We start from the raw sequence: 14,970 nt of genomic DNA, 5'->3' as shown, positions 1-14,970 counted from the left end.
GATCAGGCCAGGACCTCCAGCCCGATCCGTACCAGCACCGCCACCACCAGCACCGCAGCACCGCCCGCCAGCCAGGCCCGCCAGCGCGGACGGCGGCCGGCCAGGGGCAGACCGGCCCCGGCATGATCCCGGTGATGAAACACGAATTCGGCCCCGCCGAAGCGCACGCGGTCGCCCTCCCTGAGCGTGGCCTCGTGCACCCGCTCGCCGTTGACCCAGGTGCCATTGGTGGAGAGCAGGTTCATCACCCGGCATTCGCCGTCCTCGTTGATGACCCAGGCGTGCTGGGAGGACACGCTCGGCTCCTGCAGGACGATGTCGTTGTCGGACTGACGCCCCAGCGAATGGCGGCCGGGGCGCATGAGCAGGCGTTGCTGCTTGAACGGCTCGGCGACCCCCACCAGCACCGGCAGGTCACTCTCCTCGACCTCGGTGCCGGCGGGCTCCGGCGGGGCCTCGGGCAGTTCGCCACGCTGGAACAGCATGGTGCCCTGCGGGCCGTTACGGTCGCGGCCCTCGCCCCTTCCCTCGGAATGCTCGTTCATGCTCCCCCCGTGAATGGACATACGGGATGGAGTATGCCCGCACCCCCGGGAGGGTCACAACGATCTGGATCAATCCTCAGTGCCCGTGGTGACCGGACCCGTGGCCATGGCGCGACCCGCCACCATCGCGTACCGTGGCCTCGAAGCGCGCGGTTTCGCCCGCGGCCGTCTCCAGGGTGACCGACACACGCTGATCCCGCTCCAGCGGTTCATGCAGATCGATCAGCATCACGTGCAGGCCACCCGGCTCCAGCGCGGTCTTCCCGCCGGCCGGGATGGTGATGGCCTCGACCTCGCGCATGCGCATCACGCCCGCGTCATCCTGCACGTGGTCGTGCAGCTCGGTGACCCCGGCGACCGGCGATTCGCCCCGGACCAGCTCGACGTCCTCGTCGGTATGGTTGGCAAGGGTCAGATACGCCGCGGTCGAGCCCATGCCCGGCGGCATCATGCGCACCCAGGGCTCGGACACGATTTCCAGGCCCGCCGGACAGTCGCAGGCGAAAGTCTCGTCCGCGCCATGCGCATGTTCTCCGGCCGTCACGCCGGTGGCAGCCAGTGCCAGGAATACGGCACCGGCCAGGGCCAGCCGCCCGGGGCGTTGATATTGCGAGATGTTGGTCATTGCTTATGTCTCCCTCTCTCAGAATTCCACGTTCCACTGGGCCCAGACGGTCCGCCCGGGTTCGTTGACCGGCCGGGTGGCCGCTCCCAGTTCGGCACTGCCGCGCTGGATATGCTCGCTGTAGGTGCGATCGAACAGGTTGTCCACGCCCACGGTCAGCTGCGAGTTCCCGAACAGCTCCACCCCGCCGTACAGCGCGACGGTGGCAAAGCCCGAGGTCTCTCCGGTGTCCAGGCTGTAGATCGTACCGTGATCCTCGTGGATGCGGTCCTGACGCATCACGCCGCGCACCTGCAACCCGCCGAAATGCATCCCGGACGCATACTCCGCGCCCAGCGTCGCCTCCGCCGGCGGGGTCTGCGCCAGGGGCACGTCGTCCGTGGTGTTCTCCGAACGCACCCAGGCGGCACTCGCGTTCAAGGTCCACGCCGACGTCATCTCCCAGGCGCCGTCCGCTTCGAAGCCCCAGGTCCGGGCGCCCACGTTGCGCGTGCGATCCCCGGGCTGCGCCACCAGGATGTAGTCATCGAACTCGCCGTAGAAACCGGACAGCGAGGCACGCAGGCGCGGCCCGCTCCAGGCAATGCCCGCATCCAGCTGGGTCAGGACCTCGGTATCCAGATCGAACACCCGCCGGCGCTCCCAGAAATCCGCCGCACGCTCCGAACGCCCGACACCGACGTGCCAGGCCAGCGGCCGCTGCGCCTGCTCCTGTTCATAGCGCAGGAAACCGCTGGTGGCGGTCGCGCGCTCGCGGTCGCCGTCGCTGGCGCCACCAAAGCCGTCGCGCTGCGCCTCGGCCCGGGTCCGGTCAACCCGCAGGCCGCTCACCACGCGGCGCCGCGCATCCAGCGGGATCTCGAGTTCGCCGAACACCCCTGCGTCGCGGAATCGCGCGGTATCCTCGCGGGCGACATCGCGCCACCCGAAGGCGTCCGGCCCCATCAGGCGGTTCCCGCTGTGGCGGTTGCGGCTGTAATCGAACCCGGCGTGCAGGGCCATGTCCCGCGGCAGCCGGAAATCCCCGGCCACCCGCGCCCCTTCGGTGATGCGTTCGGGGTAGCTGACCATGGGCATGCCCGGAGGCTCCCGCAGGGTGTAGTTGTCCATCACATGGTCGATCTCGTTGCGGAAGACCCGCGCCTCCAGGGTCTCGAACCAGGGCGCGAGATCATCGCGGGTAAGCGCAAGGCTGTAGCCGGTGCGGTCGAAGCGCACGCCGTCCATGCCACGGTCGTCGTAAGCGGCCTCGGCGTCGGAACGGTCATACGTGAACTCAATGAGGGTCTGCTCGTCAGGGCGCCAGCCGGCGATCCCGGTGCCACTCCAGCGGGAATACCGCGAGTGGACCTCGTTGCCATCGCCGTCGCGGTAATCGTCCTGATCCGAGAAGGTGCCGATGGCACGCAGATAGCCCGCTGAGGACCCGGTCGCCACGTCCGCCACCAGGTCGGTGCGATCGAAACGCCCGACGGTCAGGCCCGCGAATCCGGTGACCTCCCCGGCCTCCGTGAACACCGGCGCGTCCCGCTCGAAACGGACCGTACCGCCCGACACGGCACCATGCCGCACGCTCTGCGGACCCTTGCTCACTTCGATGCGGTCAAAGGCCTGCGGGTAGGCATACGCGGTGGGCGGGTCCATGCGCCCGCCGCAGCCGCCCAGCACCGGATCGTCGTCCAGCAGCAGCGACAGTCGCGAGCCTCCCAGGCCTCGCAGGGCCGGATCGCCGCTGGTACCGCCCTTGCGGCTGGTCACGAATCCGGGGATGGAGGCCAGATACGCCCCGCCATCATGCGCCGGCAACGGAAGCCGGGGCTGGCGCGGATCGGTACTGACCCGCCCGGGCCCCTCCATGGCGGGAACCGTTACCACCACCGGGGCCAGCCGCGCCGGATCCCCGGCCTGCGGCGCAGAAGGCCCTGCGGCCGCCACGGGCGCGGCCGCGGCACCGGCGATCGCCAGGGGGATCCAGCGGCACCGGAATCCATGCAAATGCTTCATGATTTCTCTCCGTCCTTGTTCTTGTCATTGGTGTCGTGCGACCGACTCGCCAGCAAGCACCGGGCCAGGTAGGGGCCAGGTACGGGCACCAACAAGGATCGGGAAACCGGAATGGCGGACTGCGGCGCCCGAAGCACCATTGGGAGCACCACCGGAGGTGGCCGGAACCGCCACGCACACACGGCAGCCCCCGGGACCGGTGCGGGATTTGCCACAGCGGAGGGGTGAAACGCCGCAGTTGCGAACCGGACGCGTACGGAGTCCCTTGCCCGGGCACGGACTCTGGGGCAGGCTATGCAGTCATGCCGCAAGCGCCTGGCGGCCGGGAGGAGATGTTGGTCGAATCAGCCGAAAATACCGCCGAACATTTCGTTGGGAGCTCGCCCGAGCTGCAGGCCGTGCTGCGTCAGGCCAGCATGGTAGCGGCCACCGATGCCACGGTACTGGTGCTGGGCGAGAGCGGAACCGGCAAGGAACACCTGGCGCGCCACATCCATGCCCGCAGTCGGCGCCCGGACGGACCGCTGATCACGGTGAACTGCGCGGCCCTGCCCGAAGAGCTGGTCGAATCCGAACTGTTCGGCCACCGCCGCGGGGCCTTCACCGGCGCGAACGACCATCAACCGGGGCTGGTGCGCCAGGCACATGGCGGCACGCTGCTGCTCGACGAGATCGCCGAACTCCCGGCCGGGGCCCAGGCCAAGCTGCTGCGCTTTCTGGAAAACGGGGAATGCCAGCCGCTGGGCGCGGCCGAGGCGGAACAGATCGACGTTCGCGTGATCGCCGCGACCCACCAGGATCTGCAGCAGCGCGTGGCCGACGGGCGTTTCCGCGCCGACCTGTACTATCGCCTGCAGGTGGTGCCGCTGGAGATGCCGCCACTGCGCAGCCGCCAGGGAGACGTGCGCCGCCTGGCCGAACACTTTCGCGTCACACTGGCGGAACACCACGGCGTGGAACCGCCGCGGTTCACGCCCGCACTGCTGCGCTGGCTCGGCCAGTGGCCCTGGCCCGGCAACGTGCGCGAGCTGAAGAACCTGGTCGAGCGCTGCGTAATCTTCATGAGCGGTGCCGAGATCAACCCGGGCGATCTGCCCGATGCCTGGCTGCAGACCCCGCACGACCAGGCCGGCGGGCCGTTCGTGATCCCGCCGGGAGGGCTCAGCCTGGAGCGCCTGGAGATGGACCTGATCCGCCAGGCCCTGGAACAGACCGCGGGCAACCGGTCGCGGGCCGCCCGCCTGCTGGGGCTGACCCGCGACACCCTGCTCTACCGGATGAAGAAATACCAGATCGCCTGATCGCTATCCCTGCAGCAGCATCATCAGGTCGGTGACCGCCATCATCGGCTCGCCATCGACCACGATCATGCCCTCGGCGACCTCGACGTCCAGCCGGACCCGGTCATCCTCCACCGTGAACAGCGGGAACTCGCGCGCGCCCTGCATCAGCATGGCCACGATCTCCTCGGCCTCGCGCTCCACCTCCGCCGCCGGCCGATGCGGCTCACGCAGGGCCATGTCCTCGCGCACCGAGGTACGGATGAGCCCCCGGTCCACGCCCGCCTGCAACGAACCCGACAGATACTCCAGCAATCCCGGGCCCTGCCAGGCGGCTGGCGGGATCTCGCCGGCCCGCAGCGTCAGGCTGCCGTCCAGGGCATCGCCCCGGGCGTCCACCACCCGCAGTTCCCGCAGCTCCAGGGCGGCGCCGTGCGAGGCGGTATCCATCAGCCACTGCTGATACAGGGCGTCCACATCCTCCAGCGCATGCAGGCCGGCTTCGACTTCGCGGCCCAGACGCCCGGCCTCGCGGACGGAGGCGGCATCGAGGTCCAGATGCAGCTCGGCGTGGAACTGCTGCAGACCGGTCAGGCCTTCCGCCCGGGTCTCGCCCAGCTCCAGACTCAGGTCACTGCGCGAACGACCGTCGGTCTCGCGGGTCACCCCCGCCAGACGCAGGTCGCGCATGCGGAAAGACTCGTCGTCGAACTCACCCTCGATCCCGTCCAGCGCGAGTTCGGAATCGCCCTCCACCAGCAGCGAGTCGACGATGACCAGGTTGTCGCCGCGCATGCGCAGGCCGTCGATCCGCAGATCCACCTCGCCCGGCACGCCGATCCAGGCCCGGGGCAGCTCGGCGTGCAGCGCCTGCAGACCGGCCTCGCCCGCGATCTGCGCGGAGGCCTCCCAGGCGTCCCAGGACAGCTCGCCAATGCGATGCTGCCCGGCCATCAGCAGATCGCCGTCATAACCGGTGCCCTGCAGGTGGATGCCGGTGTCGCCCCCGGGGCGATGGGCGAACTCCAGCGTGGCCCAGTGATCCTGCTCCAGTGCGGGCAGGTCGGCCGCCACGGCTTCGGCCCACGGCAGCGTGCCGGCCGCGCGGAACGGCTGGCCGCTGACCCAGCGGGCGAGGCCGTAATCCTCGACCTCCATGCGACCACTGGCACTCACGCTCGGCTCCGGCGTGCCCTGAAGCTCCGCCAGCGGCTCGTGCAGCGGGTTGTCGGACTCCGGGCGATAGCGGAAGCGATAATCGACCGTCCCCGCATCCCGGTCATAAGCGAGCCGGATCACGTCGAACTCGTCCACCGCCGCGGCATCCGCCTCGAAGCGGTCGAGCGCCTCCTGCAGGCTGTCCTGCGCCTGCGCCTGAACCAGACGGTCACCGCCCGCCCAGGCCGCTCCGCCCAGTACCACGACACCGACGGCCACGCCGGCCTTCGCCAGTCCACTTGCCATAATGACTCCCTTCTTTGGTGGGTGTTGCCAGTGTGCCCCGGGGTGAGCAACGGCCCCGGAGCGAATCAGTCGTCGTCGGTGGTCACCAGGGCCGCCGACCCCATCAGCTGGCCCCGGCCGTCATCGTCGGCCGGGGCCAGGGTCAGGGTGAACAGCTGCTTGAGAGGGGCTTCGGGCACCGCCCATTCCCAGGATACGGTTCGCGTCGGGCCGCGCCCCGGCACCTCGCGGGTGTCATCGCTAACCTCGCGGGCTTCGATCGGGTCCGGGGCCTCCGAGATCAGACGCACGAACGCCTCGTGCGCATGCTCGACATCGGCGCGACGCGCGTGCACCGCACAGAACGTGTCACCGTCGGGAAGGGCCAGCACGAAACGCCCGGCCTCTGACTCCAGACGCCAGGCGTCGCCTTCCTGCCCGCCCAGAAACGGCGCGGCCACCTCCGGACGCAGCAGATCGTCCTCGTCCTGTTCGGCCCGCAGTGCCTCCAGATCGCTCACTCCGCTCAGACAGGAATCCGCGTAGGCACGCGTGAAGGCATCGGCTTCCGCTTCGCCGGCATCCGGCCCGGCCAGCGCGGGAACGGGAAGCACAAGCGAAACGGCGAACAGCACGGCTGGCGAGCGGGTCATCACGAACCTCCGGTCTGGACGATGGACATACCGGAGAAGCTATGACGACGGGCCGCAAAAGGCAATGGGCCGCGGCCGGCGGCCCGACTGCCCGGATTACATGCCCTGAAGCTCGCTCATGCCCATCATCCCCGCGCCGATGCCGAACAGGACACCCAGCACCATCAGCAGGATGTAGACCAGCAGGAGCACGCCCATGATGGTGAAGTGGGTTCGCAGCCGGCCCATGGCATTCTTCGCCTCCAGCTCGTCATCGCGCTCGTAGGCCCGGGTGAAGCTGCCGGCTGCCTGCATCAGCACCACGCCGGCCCAGATCGGGATCCAGGCCACGATGATGCCGATGATCGACAGGGCCGTGAGCACCCCGGACAGGATCAGCATGACCCCGATCAGCTGCATCCAGAACTTGCCGCGATAAACCGGCTCGATGAGTTCGCGCACGCCGGTCGTACTGGTTGTCTCGTTCATGATTCCCCTTTTTCTCTCCCTCGGTGGCAGGTCGCCCGCAGCCGCCGACGCCTTCCCGAAGTGTAGCAGCCGGACCGCGCGAACTTACCTGCATGTTTGCAGGGGGACACAAGCCGGGGCCCGCCTGCCCCCCTATGCCGGATCGGGCGCACAGCGGACCTGGTTCCGCCCGCCTTCTTTCGCCTCGTACAGGGCCTCGTCCGCGCGCAGGAGCAGCTGACGGCGCCGGTCGTCCGCCTCGTCACCGCCCGTGACCGGCCGCTCCCCGGCGACGCCCACGCTCAGCGTCACATGCGCGGCAGCACCGGACTGGCTGTGTTCCAGCTCCAGGGCCTCCACCGACGCCCGCAGGCGCTCGGCGAAGTCGCGGGCATCGCTCTGTTCCGCACCCGGGAGCACCGCCACGAATTCCTCGCCGCCGTAGCGGGCGACCAGATCGGAACTGCGCCGCGGGGTCGCGTCCAGGGCGCGCCCCACTTCCTTGAGGACCCGGTCGCCGGCCTCGTGGCCGTAGTAGTCGTTGAAGGGCTTGAAGTAGTCGATGTCCATCAGGACCACGGCAATGGGCAGCGACTCCCGCCGGGCACGATCCCACTCGCGGGCATAGTGTTCGTCGAAATGCCGCCGATTGGGGATCGCGGTCAGACCGTCCATGTAGGAATACCGGAACAGCCGCTCGTTGGCCGCGGCCAGATCACGCGCCAGCTCGCCCAGCTGGAGATGCGTGCGGATGCGCGCCAGGGCCACGGGGAAGTCCACCGGTTTGGTGACGTAGTCATTGGCCCCGGCATTGAGGGCCTGGACGATGCTGTCGCTGTTGTACAGTCCGGTGACCATGATCACTGGCAATTCGGTCGGGCCGTACTTGCGGCGCACCCGGTCCAGCACCTCCTGGCCATCCATGTCCGGCATGACCACGTCCAGCAGGATCAGGTCGAAGGTTTCATCACCCAGCCGGGCCAGGGCGTGGAAGCCGCTGGTCACCGCCGACACGCGATACCCCTCGCGCTCCAGACGCCGGGCGAGAATCTCGAGGTTGGAACGATTGTCGTCGACCACCAGGATCCGCGGCGCGTCTTCCGGCGCTTCCCCGGGCGGGGCGTCGGATGAAGCGCCCGTGGCATCGCCGGGCCCGGAGGCCTCGGGGCCGGGATCGGGATCGGCAAGACGCGTACGACTGCCGGCACGCACCATATCGGCCAGATGGTTGATGGCGTCTCCGATCTTGTCGAGATCTCCGTGCAGGCTCCCGGCCCCGGCCTCCGGAACTGCGGCGCGGACATCGGAATGCAGCCGGGTCAGATCGGACAGCACGTCGGTCCATTCGGCAAACTGGTCTTCCAGCGGCGGCCCGCCTTCCTCCGGAGTGCGAATGCGATTGACCTGCTCGAGGAGCTCGTGGGCCTTCTGCACCAGGGCGCTCAACTGCTGCCCCGAACCACCATCGATGCCGGCATCCTCCAGGTCTTCCTGGACCATCTCGGCGTAACCGATGATGTGGTTCACCGGCGTGCGCAGGTCATGACGGATATTGGTGTTCGCCACGTTCATTGCCCGTGATCCGTGTTGCTGGCGGAGGCATGGCGGTCGACGTGGGAATGGATGGCCGCCAGCAGGTCCTCACGGCTGACAGCCCCCTTCTGGAAGATGTCCTCCACCCGCTCCAGCAGCCGGCCGCGTTCCGCGGCGGAAAGATCCCGGGCAGTAAGCACCAGCACCGGAATCCCCCCCCAGCGCTCGTGACGCTGCAGCTGGTCGAGAAAGGCGAAACCATCCATGCCCGGGAGCATCAGGTCGAGCAGAATGAGATCGACCCGGCCGTCCCGTTCCTCGAGACGGCGCAGCCCCGCCTGGCCGTCCTCGGCCTCGATCACCCGGCTGCCCTCGCAGTCGAGCTGGCGACGGATCATTTCGCGGGTCTCGGCATCGTCCTCGACCACCAGGACCGTGCAGGTACAGCCGCAGCCCGGCGATCGTTCGCAGGTCTCCGGGGTTGCGCCCCAGGCGCAGGGCGGGGGCATCTGCCGACCGACGGCCTCGAGCAGGTAATGCCGTTCTACGGGCTTGGTGACATAGTCGGCCGCCCCCAGCATGAACCCCATATCCCGGTCGCGCAGCATGCTCAGCATGATGACCGGGATGTCGCGGGTGTCGGGGTCGTTTTTCAGCGCGGTCATCACCGCCCAGCCGTCCATGGCGGGCATCATCACGTCCAGGGTGATCAGGTCCGGGCGCTGCTCGCGGGCCAGGCGCAGCCCTTCCTCGCCCCCGGTGGCCAGCGTCACCTCGTAGCCTTCCGTGGCCAGGCTGCGCCGGATCAGGTCGCGCACGCTGGCATCGTCGTCGATCACCAGTACATGCCCGGGGCGGCAGCTTCGCCCGGACGGTGGTGCCACCGCGGCGGAGCCGGAGGCATCCCGGCCGGCGCCGGGTACCTCACCCTGCAGCGGCAGGCGCACCACGAAGGTCGAGCCCTCACCGGGTTCGCTGCTGACCTCGATGTCACCGCCCATCATCCGGGCGAAATGCCGGCTGAGGGAGAGTCCGAGGCCCGTACCGCCGTACTTGCGCGTGGTGGACGCATCGGCCTGGGTGAACGGCTGGAACAGGCGCGCGAGCTGTTCCTCGGTAATGCCGATCCCGGTATCCCGGATTTCGAATTCCAGCGCGTCGTCCTCGCCATCCCGCACGGTCAGGCGGATCTCGCCGTGGTCGGTGAACTTGGCGGCGTTCGACAGCAGGTTGAACAGGATCTGCCGCAGCTTGGTCAGGTCCGCATGAATGGTTTCGTGTCGCGTCCCGTTCTCAAGCCTCAGCTCGTTGCCACGGGACTCGACCAGGGGGCGCACGGTGGACAGCACCTGCTCGATCTCCGGGGCCAGGCTGAAGTCCTCCAGGTAAAGGTCCATTCGGCCCGCCTCGATCTTGGAGATATCGAGGATGTCGTTGATCAGGGACAGCAGATGGCGACCGGCGCTGATGATCTTGTCCGCATCATCGCTGAGTTCGCCGGCACCCAGATCCCCGGCCTCCTCGCTGAGGATCTCCCCGTAGCCGATGATCGCGTTCAGCGGAGTCCGCAGCTCGTGACTCATGTTGGCCAGGAAGGCGCTCTTGGCCTGATTGGCGGCCTCGGCGGCCTCCCGCGCCTGGCGGATCTGCTCCACCGCTTCATGCTGACGGGTCACGTCGGCCATGGTGCCGATGGTCCCCACCGTGTTCCCGTCGCGGTCGGTCGACCGCGCCATGCGCACGTCCATCCAGCGCACGCTGCCGTCCTCACAGGTGATGCGCAGGGTCTCGGCGCAGTCCGCGGTGCTGCCTTCCATGAACGGCGCGCAGCGGGCCAGCCCCTTGTCGCGGTCCTCGGAATGCAGGATCTCGATCCAGTCGCGGCCCAGACAGCGGGCGGCGGGAATCCCCGTAATGCGCTCCCAGGCCGGGTTAAGCATCACGATCCGGCGCTCCCCGTCGGTCTCGAAGAGGATCTCCTGGACGTTGTCGAAGACCCGGCGCAGCCGTTCCTCCGAATCCGTCAGGCGATGATTGGCCTGTTCCAGCTGCACCATGCGCTCGCGGGCGGTGGATTCCAGCGCGGCGTTGCGCTCGAACAGCGAGAAGCTGTCGCCCGCATCGTCCACCGCCCGTTCCACCCGGCGCATCAGCGCGGCGATGATGCGGTCCTTGCGCTCGAGCTCCGCTTCCAGCTCCCGGATGCGGTTGTCGTCTTCAGCGTTCATCGGTCCCCAGCATCACCCCGGTCAGGGTCTGATTGACATGCAGTCCGCGGAACTGCTCGCCGTAGGTATTGAATCCGATCAACGGCAGGCCGCGAAGGCTCGCGGAACCGGCCTCCAGGGCATCAAGGTCGGTCAGTTCCATGCGCCGGAAGATGCAGTCGCAGGCCAGCAGGAAGCCGGGTTCGCCGTGGGTTTCACGGAGGCGGTCGAAGCTCTCGCGGATGCTCCGGGCCAGATCCACTCCCCTCCCGAGCGCCAGCACCAGACCATCGTCGATCGCGCAGTAGAAGGTGAGACTGCCATCGGGAAGAGCCTGCTGAATGGAGCGCACATACCATTCCCCGCCGACCCGCAGCATCACCGGGTGGCGCGCGAACACATGGCCGTCCAGCTCGGCGGGATCCACCCCCACCGCACGCGCGTAGGCCTCGGCCGCCGGCATGCCGTCGATTTCGTGGACCGTGCGTGACGCCGGATCGGCGGCGGTCGTAACCATGCGGATGTCGGTGGGCTCGAAATGCTGAAACCGGAACAGATGGAACGGATGGCCGGAATCGAACATCGCAACGACCGCCGCGCCCTCGTGGAACGCCCCGTCGTGATACACCGCGGTACCCTCGAAGCGCATTTCGTCACCCGCCGAACCGCCGAACAGCCCCACTCCGTGAAGACTGCCATGCAGCGTGGCGGCCACGGCCTCCTCCTGCATGGACAGGCCGTCGATCAGCAGCAGTGCGAACTGGCGTTCCGGGTCAAGGCCGTCCGTGGCCACCTCGTCCACCAGCGTCTGAACGGTTTCGGTGGACCAGGTCGCGTCAAACCCGTCCAGCGGCCCGATCAGGCGGGTGGCCACCCGCAGACGCGGCGAGCGGATCGAAGCCCCGGTCACGCTGCCGGCCACATAGCCCGTGGCGCCGCTCAGCTCGCCGGCCGTGGTGCAGCCCACCACCGGGCGGCCAGCGAACGCCCGGGCGATGGCCCGGCCCAGGGCATTGCGGTCATGGCGCGCGGAACAGAAGAGAAAGACCACCGAGGCGTCGGCGGCATCGAGTCCGGCGGCCACCTCGGCAATCGCTTCGTGCGGGTCGTCGGCGTGGCTGGAGGCCTGGCGGACGTCCGGCCCGACACCCGTGCTCATGCGGAGGCTCCGGCGCCATCCAGGTATGCATGGATCTTTTCCAGCAACCGCGGCATCTCCACCGGTTTGGTGTCGAAGTCATCGCATCCCGCCTCGAGGGCCTTCTCGCGATCACCCGTCATCGCATGCGCCGTGAGGGCGATGATCGGGATGACGGCCGTATCCGCCTCCCCCTTGAGCGTCCGGCTGGCTTCCCAGCCATCCATCACCGGCAGGCTCATGTCCATCAGGATCAGATCGGGGCGTTCGTCCCGCGCCAGCTGCACCCCCGTCGCACCATCCTCGGCAGTGGTCACCTCGAAGCCCTTGCGGGTCAGGCGCCGCGACAGCATGTCGCGGTTCATCTCGTTGTCTTCGACCAGAAGGATCCGGTTGCCCATGGCTGCTCTCGCTCTCAGTAATCGACCGACAGGGTCATCTGCACGCGGCGCTCGACTTCGGGCGCGGCGCTTTCCCGGTGGCTGGAGGTGTTGAACCCCTGTGCCGACAGCGCCAGCGAGGCGTTGTCGGTGAACTGGTACCCGATCCGCCCGCTGAAAAGGGTGTAGCTCGGGACATCCACTTCACGCATCTCGAACGGGCTTCCACCGCTTTCCAGCAGGGAGTATCCACTCACGTAGTTGCCGTAGAGATCAAACTCCCACGGGCCGGTCGCGTAGCCCAGACGGGCGTTGATCTTGTGCCGCGAGCTGCTGTCCTCGTAGTCGATGGCCTTGACCGGGCTCCCGTCGGGACCGTAGACGGAATCGTCGAGGTCATCGCTGACGCGCAGGTAGGCGTAGCTGCCCTCCATGATCCAGTTGCGCGTGGTCCGGCTCAGACCGACCTCGAAGCCGCTGGCGGAGGAATCACCCACGTTGGTGAACATCACGTAGGGGACCTGATCGACCATTGTGTCGGGGTAAATCCCCGGGACGCTCTTGAGGTCCTTGTTGCGGGTGTGAAAGACCGAGGTCTTGAGGCTGGCATCCCATTGCGGGATTTCCCGATCCCAGGTCAGCGCCACGTTGGTGACACGGGTGGGCTCCACCTCGGGGCTGCCGGCACCCCCGGCGAGGTTGCCCATCTGGGTGATGCCGTAATCATTGGGATCGAGCAGAAACATGAAGCTCCCCTCGATCATCGACGGCAGCTGGACCCCGCTGCCCGCCAGCAGACGGAAGGTGTCGTTGTCCGTGGCACGGAAGACCAGACCGCTGTTCCAGCTGACCTCGTTGAGCGTAACGTCATAGTCATCCTGCTCGTACAGCCAGGTATCGGGCAGCCTGCCACTGCGCCCCGAACTCAGGCGGTCGTAGCGCACGGCGTTGTTCAGGGTCAGACGCGGGGTCATCTGCCAGTCCCACATGCCGCCCGCAGCCCAGACGTCGTAGCTCACCTTGCCGCCTTCGAACGGCAGGCTGTAGAGGACGTTGCGGCGAAACTCGCCGGTCATGCGAAAAGTATGATCGCTGGCAGGCTTGATGAGGTTCTGGACGCGTGCAACGGTGATGCGGTTGTCGATCTGGGTGTCGCCGATGAACGCATTGTTCATGTCCACGTGAGTGACGTTCTGGTAGGCCGTCGCCTCGATCAGGCCGAAGTCGGTGTCGGCTCCCAGGTTCACCCGCAGCGACTGGTTGTCGTACTTGGCCTGGGTCAGGCCGTAGAACGGCAGCAGGTTCGTCTGGTCCGAACGCACGGTGGTCGCCTCGATGCCCACCTGCGTCCGGTCACTGACCTGGAAGAGGGTATCGACGGCGGCATGCCGGCGCCGCGAGCGATCCAGCCGGAAAGGTTCATCCACCGGGTGCGCATCGGTGTCGAACTCGTCGGCGCCGTAACCACCCAGCGAGATCCGGGCCCCGCCGACGTCCCCGAATTGGGCCGTGTGGGTGAGGGAAACCTCCTGATACCCGTGATTGCCGGCGCGCACGGTCACGTTGTTGTGATCGTCATAAAGCGGGCTGTAGGTGATGATGTTGACCACGCCGCCCACTGCATTGAAGCCGAACAGTGCCGCGTTGGGACCTTTCACCACCTCGATCTGCCGAATCTCGGACAGATTGACCGGCAGCGCGCCCCAGCTGGTGTAGCCGCAGTAGTCCTTGTAGACCTGGCGGCCGTTGATCAGCACCAGCAGGCGCTGGGAATACGGACGGTTGTAGCCGCGCACCGTGGCGTCCACCGAGGCGAAGCTGTGCCGCCAGACATCCACCCCCTGGACCTGGCGCAGCAGTTCCGGGATATCGGTCGCGCCGGAACGGCGGATATCTTCGGCGGAGATGATCTCCATGTCCGCCGGCACCTCGGTGCTGCGCTGAGGGGAGCCGGTCGCGCTGGTGGTCACCGGCTCCTGGAACAGATCTTCCAGCGCACCGTAGTCGATGGCCTGGGCCAGCGCCGGCGCGGGGACCATTCCCGCAGACAGCAGGGCAACGCCAACGGCGAGCGGGCGAACGCGAAAATCAAAACCGGAAGGGAGAGAATCAAGATTCATAGCGGCGGCCATCATCGTTCGGTGATCATCATGCGGAAGGAAGACGCAAAGCCCACATCGCTTGCCCGGGCGGCATCGCGGCTGACGACGATCTGGACCCGCGGCTCGCTGGCCACCGCCATCACGCAATGGCCCTCATCCACGCATGCCATGTCCGAAGCGATGGTGATCAGGCCGCGCCGGCTCGCAGCGGAAAAGACCTCGGCGGCCTGATCGTCAGCGAGGCCGTCAGCGATCAGGACGGCTTCCTGGCGGTCCAGGGCCCCCAGGTCGTCGGCTGCCATCAGAGTCGGCACGAGACGGATCCGTCCCTGCGGGCCGCCGTCACCCATCGCATCGGCCATGCGACGGGCATGATCCTCGGAAGCGGAATCGCCGGCGGCGTAAACCACGGCTACGGGCATGTCCCCGCTGGGTCGATGGTCCAGGAAGCTCAGGGCCCGGGTGGCCACGCGCAGGTCCCGTTCGGGATCGGCGACAGCAAGGGCCGGATATCCGAGTGCCAGTATCACGCCGCAGCAACAGGCGGCGGCCGTCAGTGTCAGGCGCCTTCTGCGCGCGTCTCTTGCTGCCACGTGACCTCCCGAGAGCGAGT

13 protein-coding genes are annotated in these 14,970 nt (G+C 67.8%); 1 reads left to right on the top strand and 12 read right to left on the bottom strand.

Features of this window, described 5'->3' with window-relative positions; translation table 11 throughout:
- Window positions 1-2: 2 nt before the first annotated feature.
- The 3 genes from D577_RS0109845 to D577_RS0109835 form a co-directional block, all read right to left on the bottom strand.
- The gene (locus D577_RS0109845) at window positions 3-545 is read right to left on the bottom strand and encodes an FHA domain-containing protein (protein WP_018868827.1); all 543 of its coding nucleotides are present in this window, start codon (window positions 543-545) and stop codon (window positions 3-5) included.
- Between the two features lie 76 nt (window positions 546-621).
- Window positions 622-1,170 carry a copper chaperone PCu(A)C gene (locus D577_RS0109840; RefSeq protein WP_018947312.1) on the bottom strand — a complete coding sequence of 183 codons (549 nt, stop codon included), beginning with the start codon at window positions 1,168-1,170 and terminating at the stop codon, window positions 622-624.
- Between the two features lie 18 nt (window positions 1,171-1,188).
- Window positions 1,189-3,174 (bottom strand): TonB-dependent copper receptor, encoded by a 1,986-nt coding sequence (locus tag D577_RS0109835; RefSeq protein ID WP_018947311.1) that lies wholly within the window; start codon window positions 3,172-3,174, stop codon window positions 1,189-1,191.
- 332 nt (window positions 3,175-3,506) lie between these two features.
- Here D577_RS0109835 and D577_RS0109830 point away from each other — a divergent pair, with 332 nt between their 5' ends.
- A complete protein-coding gene (locus D577_RS0109830; protein ID WP_018947310.1) occupies window positions 3,507-4,475 on the top strand; it encodes a sigma-54-dependent Fis family transcriptional regulator in 969 nt (322 codons plus the stop codon).
- A 3-nt stretch (window positions 4,476-4,478) separates the two neighbouring features.
- Here D577_RS0109830 and D577_RS0109825 read toward each other — a convergent pair whose 3' ends face one another.
- The 9 genes from D577_RS0109825 to D577_RS0109785 form a co-directional block, all read right to left on the bottom strand.
- Window positions 4,479-5,918 (bottom strand): DUF945 family protein, encoded by a 1,440-nt coding sequence (locus tag D577_RS0109825; RefSeq protein ID WP_018947309.1) that lies wholly within the window; start codon window positions 5,916-5,918, stop codon window positions 4,479-4,481.
- A 65-nt stretch (window positions 5,919-5,983) separates the two neighbouring features.
- Window positions 5,984-6,550 carry a hypothetical protein gene (locus D577_RS0109820; protein ID WP_018947308.1) on the bottom strand — a complete coding sequence of 189 codons (567 nt, stop codon included), beginning with the start codon at window positions 6,548-6,550 and terminating at the stop codon, window positions 5,984-5,986.
- Window positions 6,551-6,646: 96 nt separating this feature from the next.
- Window positions 6,647-7,018, bottom strand: a complete 372-nt coding sequence (locus tag D577_RS0109815) for a DUF5362 family protein (protein WP_018947307.1) — start codon at window positions 7,016-7,018, stop codon at window positions 6,647-6,649.
- A 132-nt stretch (window positions 7,019-7,150) separates the two neighbouring features.
- Window positions 7,151-8,569 (bottom strand): diguanylate cyclase, encoded by a 1,419-nt coding sequence (locus D577_RS0109810; protein ID WP_018947306.1) that lies wholly within the window; start codon window positions 8,567-8,569, stop codon window positions 7,151-7,153.
- Window positions 8,566-10,758, bottom strand: a complete 2,193-nt coding sequence (locus D577_RS0109805; protein WP_018947305.1) for a response regulator — start codon at window positions 10,756-10,758, stop codon at window positions 8,566-8,568. The genes D577_RS0109810 and D577_RS0109805 overlap by 4 nt, the downstream gene beginning before the upstream one ends.
- On the bottom strand, window positions 10,748-11,896 hold the full coding sequence (locus D577_RS0109800) for an FIST N-terminal domain-containing protein (RefSeq protein WP_018947304.1): 1,149 nt from the start codon (window positions 11,894-11,896) through the stop codon (window positions 10,748-10,750). The genes D577_RS0109805 and D577_RS0109800 overlap by 11 nt, the downstream gene beginning before the upstream one ends.
- A complete protein-coding gene (locus D577_RS0109795; RefSeq protein WP_018947303.1) occupies window positions 11,893-12,276 on the bottom strand; it encodes a response regulator in 384 nt (127 codons plus the stop codon). The genes D577_RS0109800 and D577_RS0109795 overlap by 4 nt, the downstream gene beginning before the upstream one ends.
- Window positions 12,277-12,290: 14 nt before the next feature.
- On the bottom strand, window positions 12,291-14,294 hold the full coding sequence (locus tag D577_RS0109790) for a TonB-dependent siderophore receptor (RefSeq protein WP_018947302.1): 2,004 nt from the start codon (window positions 14,292-14,294) through the stop codon (window positions 12,291-12,293).
- 92 nt (window positions 14,295-14,386) lie between these two features.
- Window positions 14,387-14,950 (bottom strand): hypothetical protein, encoded by a 564-nt coding sequence (locus tag D577_RS0109785; RefSeq protein ID WP_244263444.1) that lies wholly within the window; start codon window positions 14,948-14,950, stop codon window positions 14,387-14,389.
- Between the last annotated feature and the right edge of the window lie 20 nt (window positions 14,951-14,970).

The sequence above is a fragment of the Thioalkalivibrio sp. AKL17 genome, from assembly GCF_000377885.1.
GTDB classification, from domain to species: domain Bacteria; phylum Pseudomonadota; class Gammaproteobacteria; order Ectothiorhodospirales; family Ectothiorhodospiraceae; genus Thioalkalivibrio; species Thioalkalivibrio halophilus.
The sequence above is the reverse complement of the archived record's forward strand: the minus strand, read 5'-3'. Positions and strand labels throughout refer to the sequence as shown.

What these genes read in the sequence shown, in the direction of transcription:
- D577_RS0109845 (WP_018868827.1), bottom strand. Translation starts at nt 545, where the DNA reads ATGAACGAGCATTCCGAGGGAAGGGGCGAGGGCCGCGACCGTAACGGC.
- D577_RS0109840 (WP_018947312.1), bottom strand. Translation starts at nt 1,170, where the DNA reads ATGACCAACATCTCGCAATATCAACGCCCCGGGCGGCTGGCCCTGGCC.
- D577_RS0109835 (WP_018947311.1), bottom strand. Translation starts at nt 3,174, where the DNA reads ATGAAGCATTTGCATGGATTCCGGTGCCGCTGGATCCCCCTGGCGATC.
- D577_RS0109830 (WP_018947310.1), top strand. Translation starts at nt 3,507, where the DNA reads ATGTTGGTCGAATCAGCCGAAAATACCGCCGAACATTTCGTTGGGAGC.
- D577_RS0109825 (WP_018947309.1), bottom strand. Translation starts at nt 5,918, where the DNA reads ATGGCAAGTGGACTGGCGAAGGCCGGCGTGGCCGTCGGTGTCGTGGTA.
- D577_RS0109820 (WP_018947308.1), bottom strand. Translation starts at nt 6,550, where the DNA reads ATGACCCGCTCGCCAGCCGTGCTGTTCGCCGTTTCGCTTGTGCTTCCC.
- D577_RS0109815 (WP_018947307.1), bottom strand. Translation starts at nt 7,018, where the DNA reads ATGAACGAGACAACCAGTACGACCGGCGTGCGCGAACTCATCGAGCCG.
- D577_RS0109810 (WP_018947306.1), bottom strand. Translation starts at nt 8,569, where the DNA reads ATGAACGTGGCGAACACCAATATCCGTCATGACCTGCGCACGCCGGTG.
- D577_RS0109805 (WP_018947305.1), bottom strand. Translation starts at nt 10,758, where the DNA reads ATGAACGCTGAAGACGACAACCGCATCCGGGAGCTGGAAGCGGAGCTC.
- D577_RS0109800 (WP_018947304.1), bottom strand. Translation starts at nt 11,896, where the DNA reads ATGAGCACGGGTGTCGGGCCGGACGTCCGCCAGGCCTCCAGCCACGCC.
- D577_RS0109795 (WP_018947303.1), bottom strand. Translation starts at nt 12,276, where the DNA reads ATGGGCAACCGGATCCTTCTGGTCGAAGACAACGAGATGAACCGCGAC.
- D577_RS0109790 (WP_018947302.1), bottom strand. Translation starts at nt 14,294, where the DNA reads ATGGTCCCCGCGCCGGCGCTGGCCCAGGCCATCGACTACGGTGCGCTG.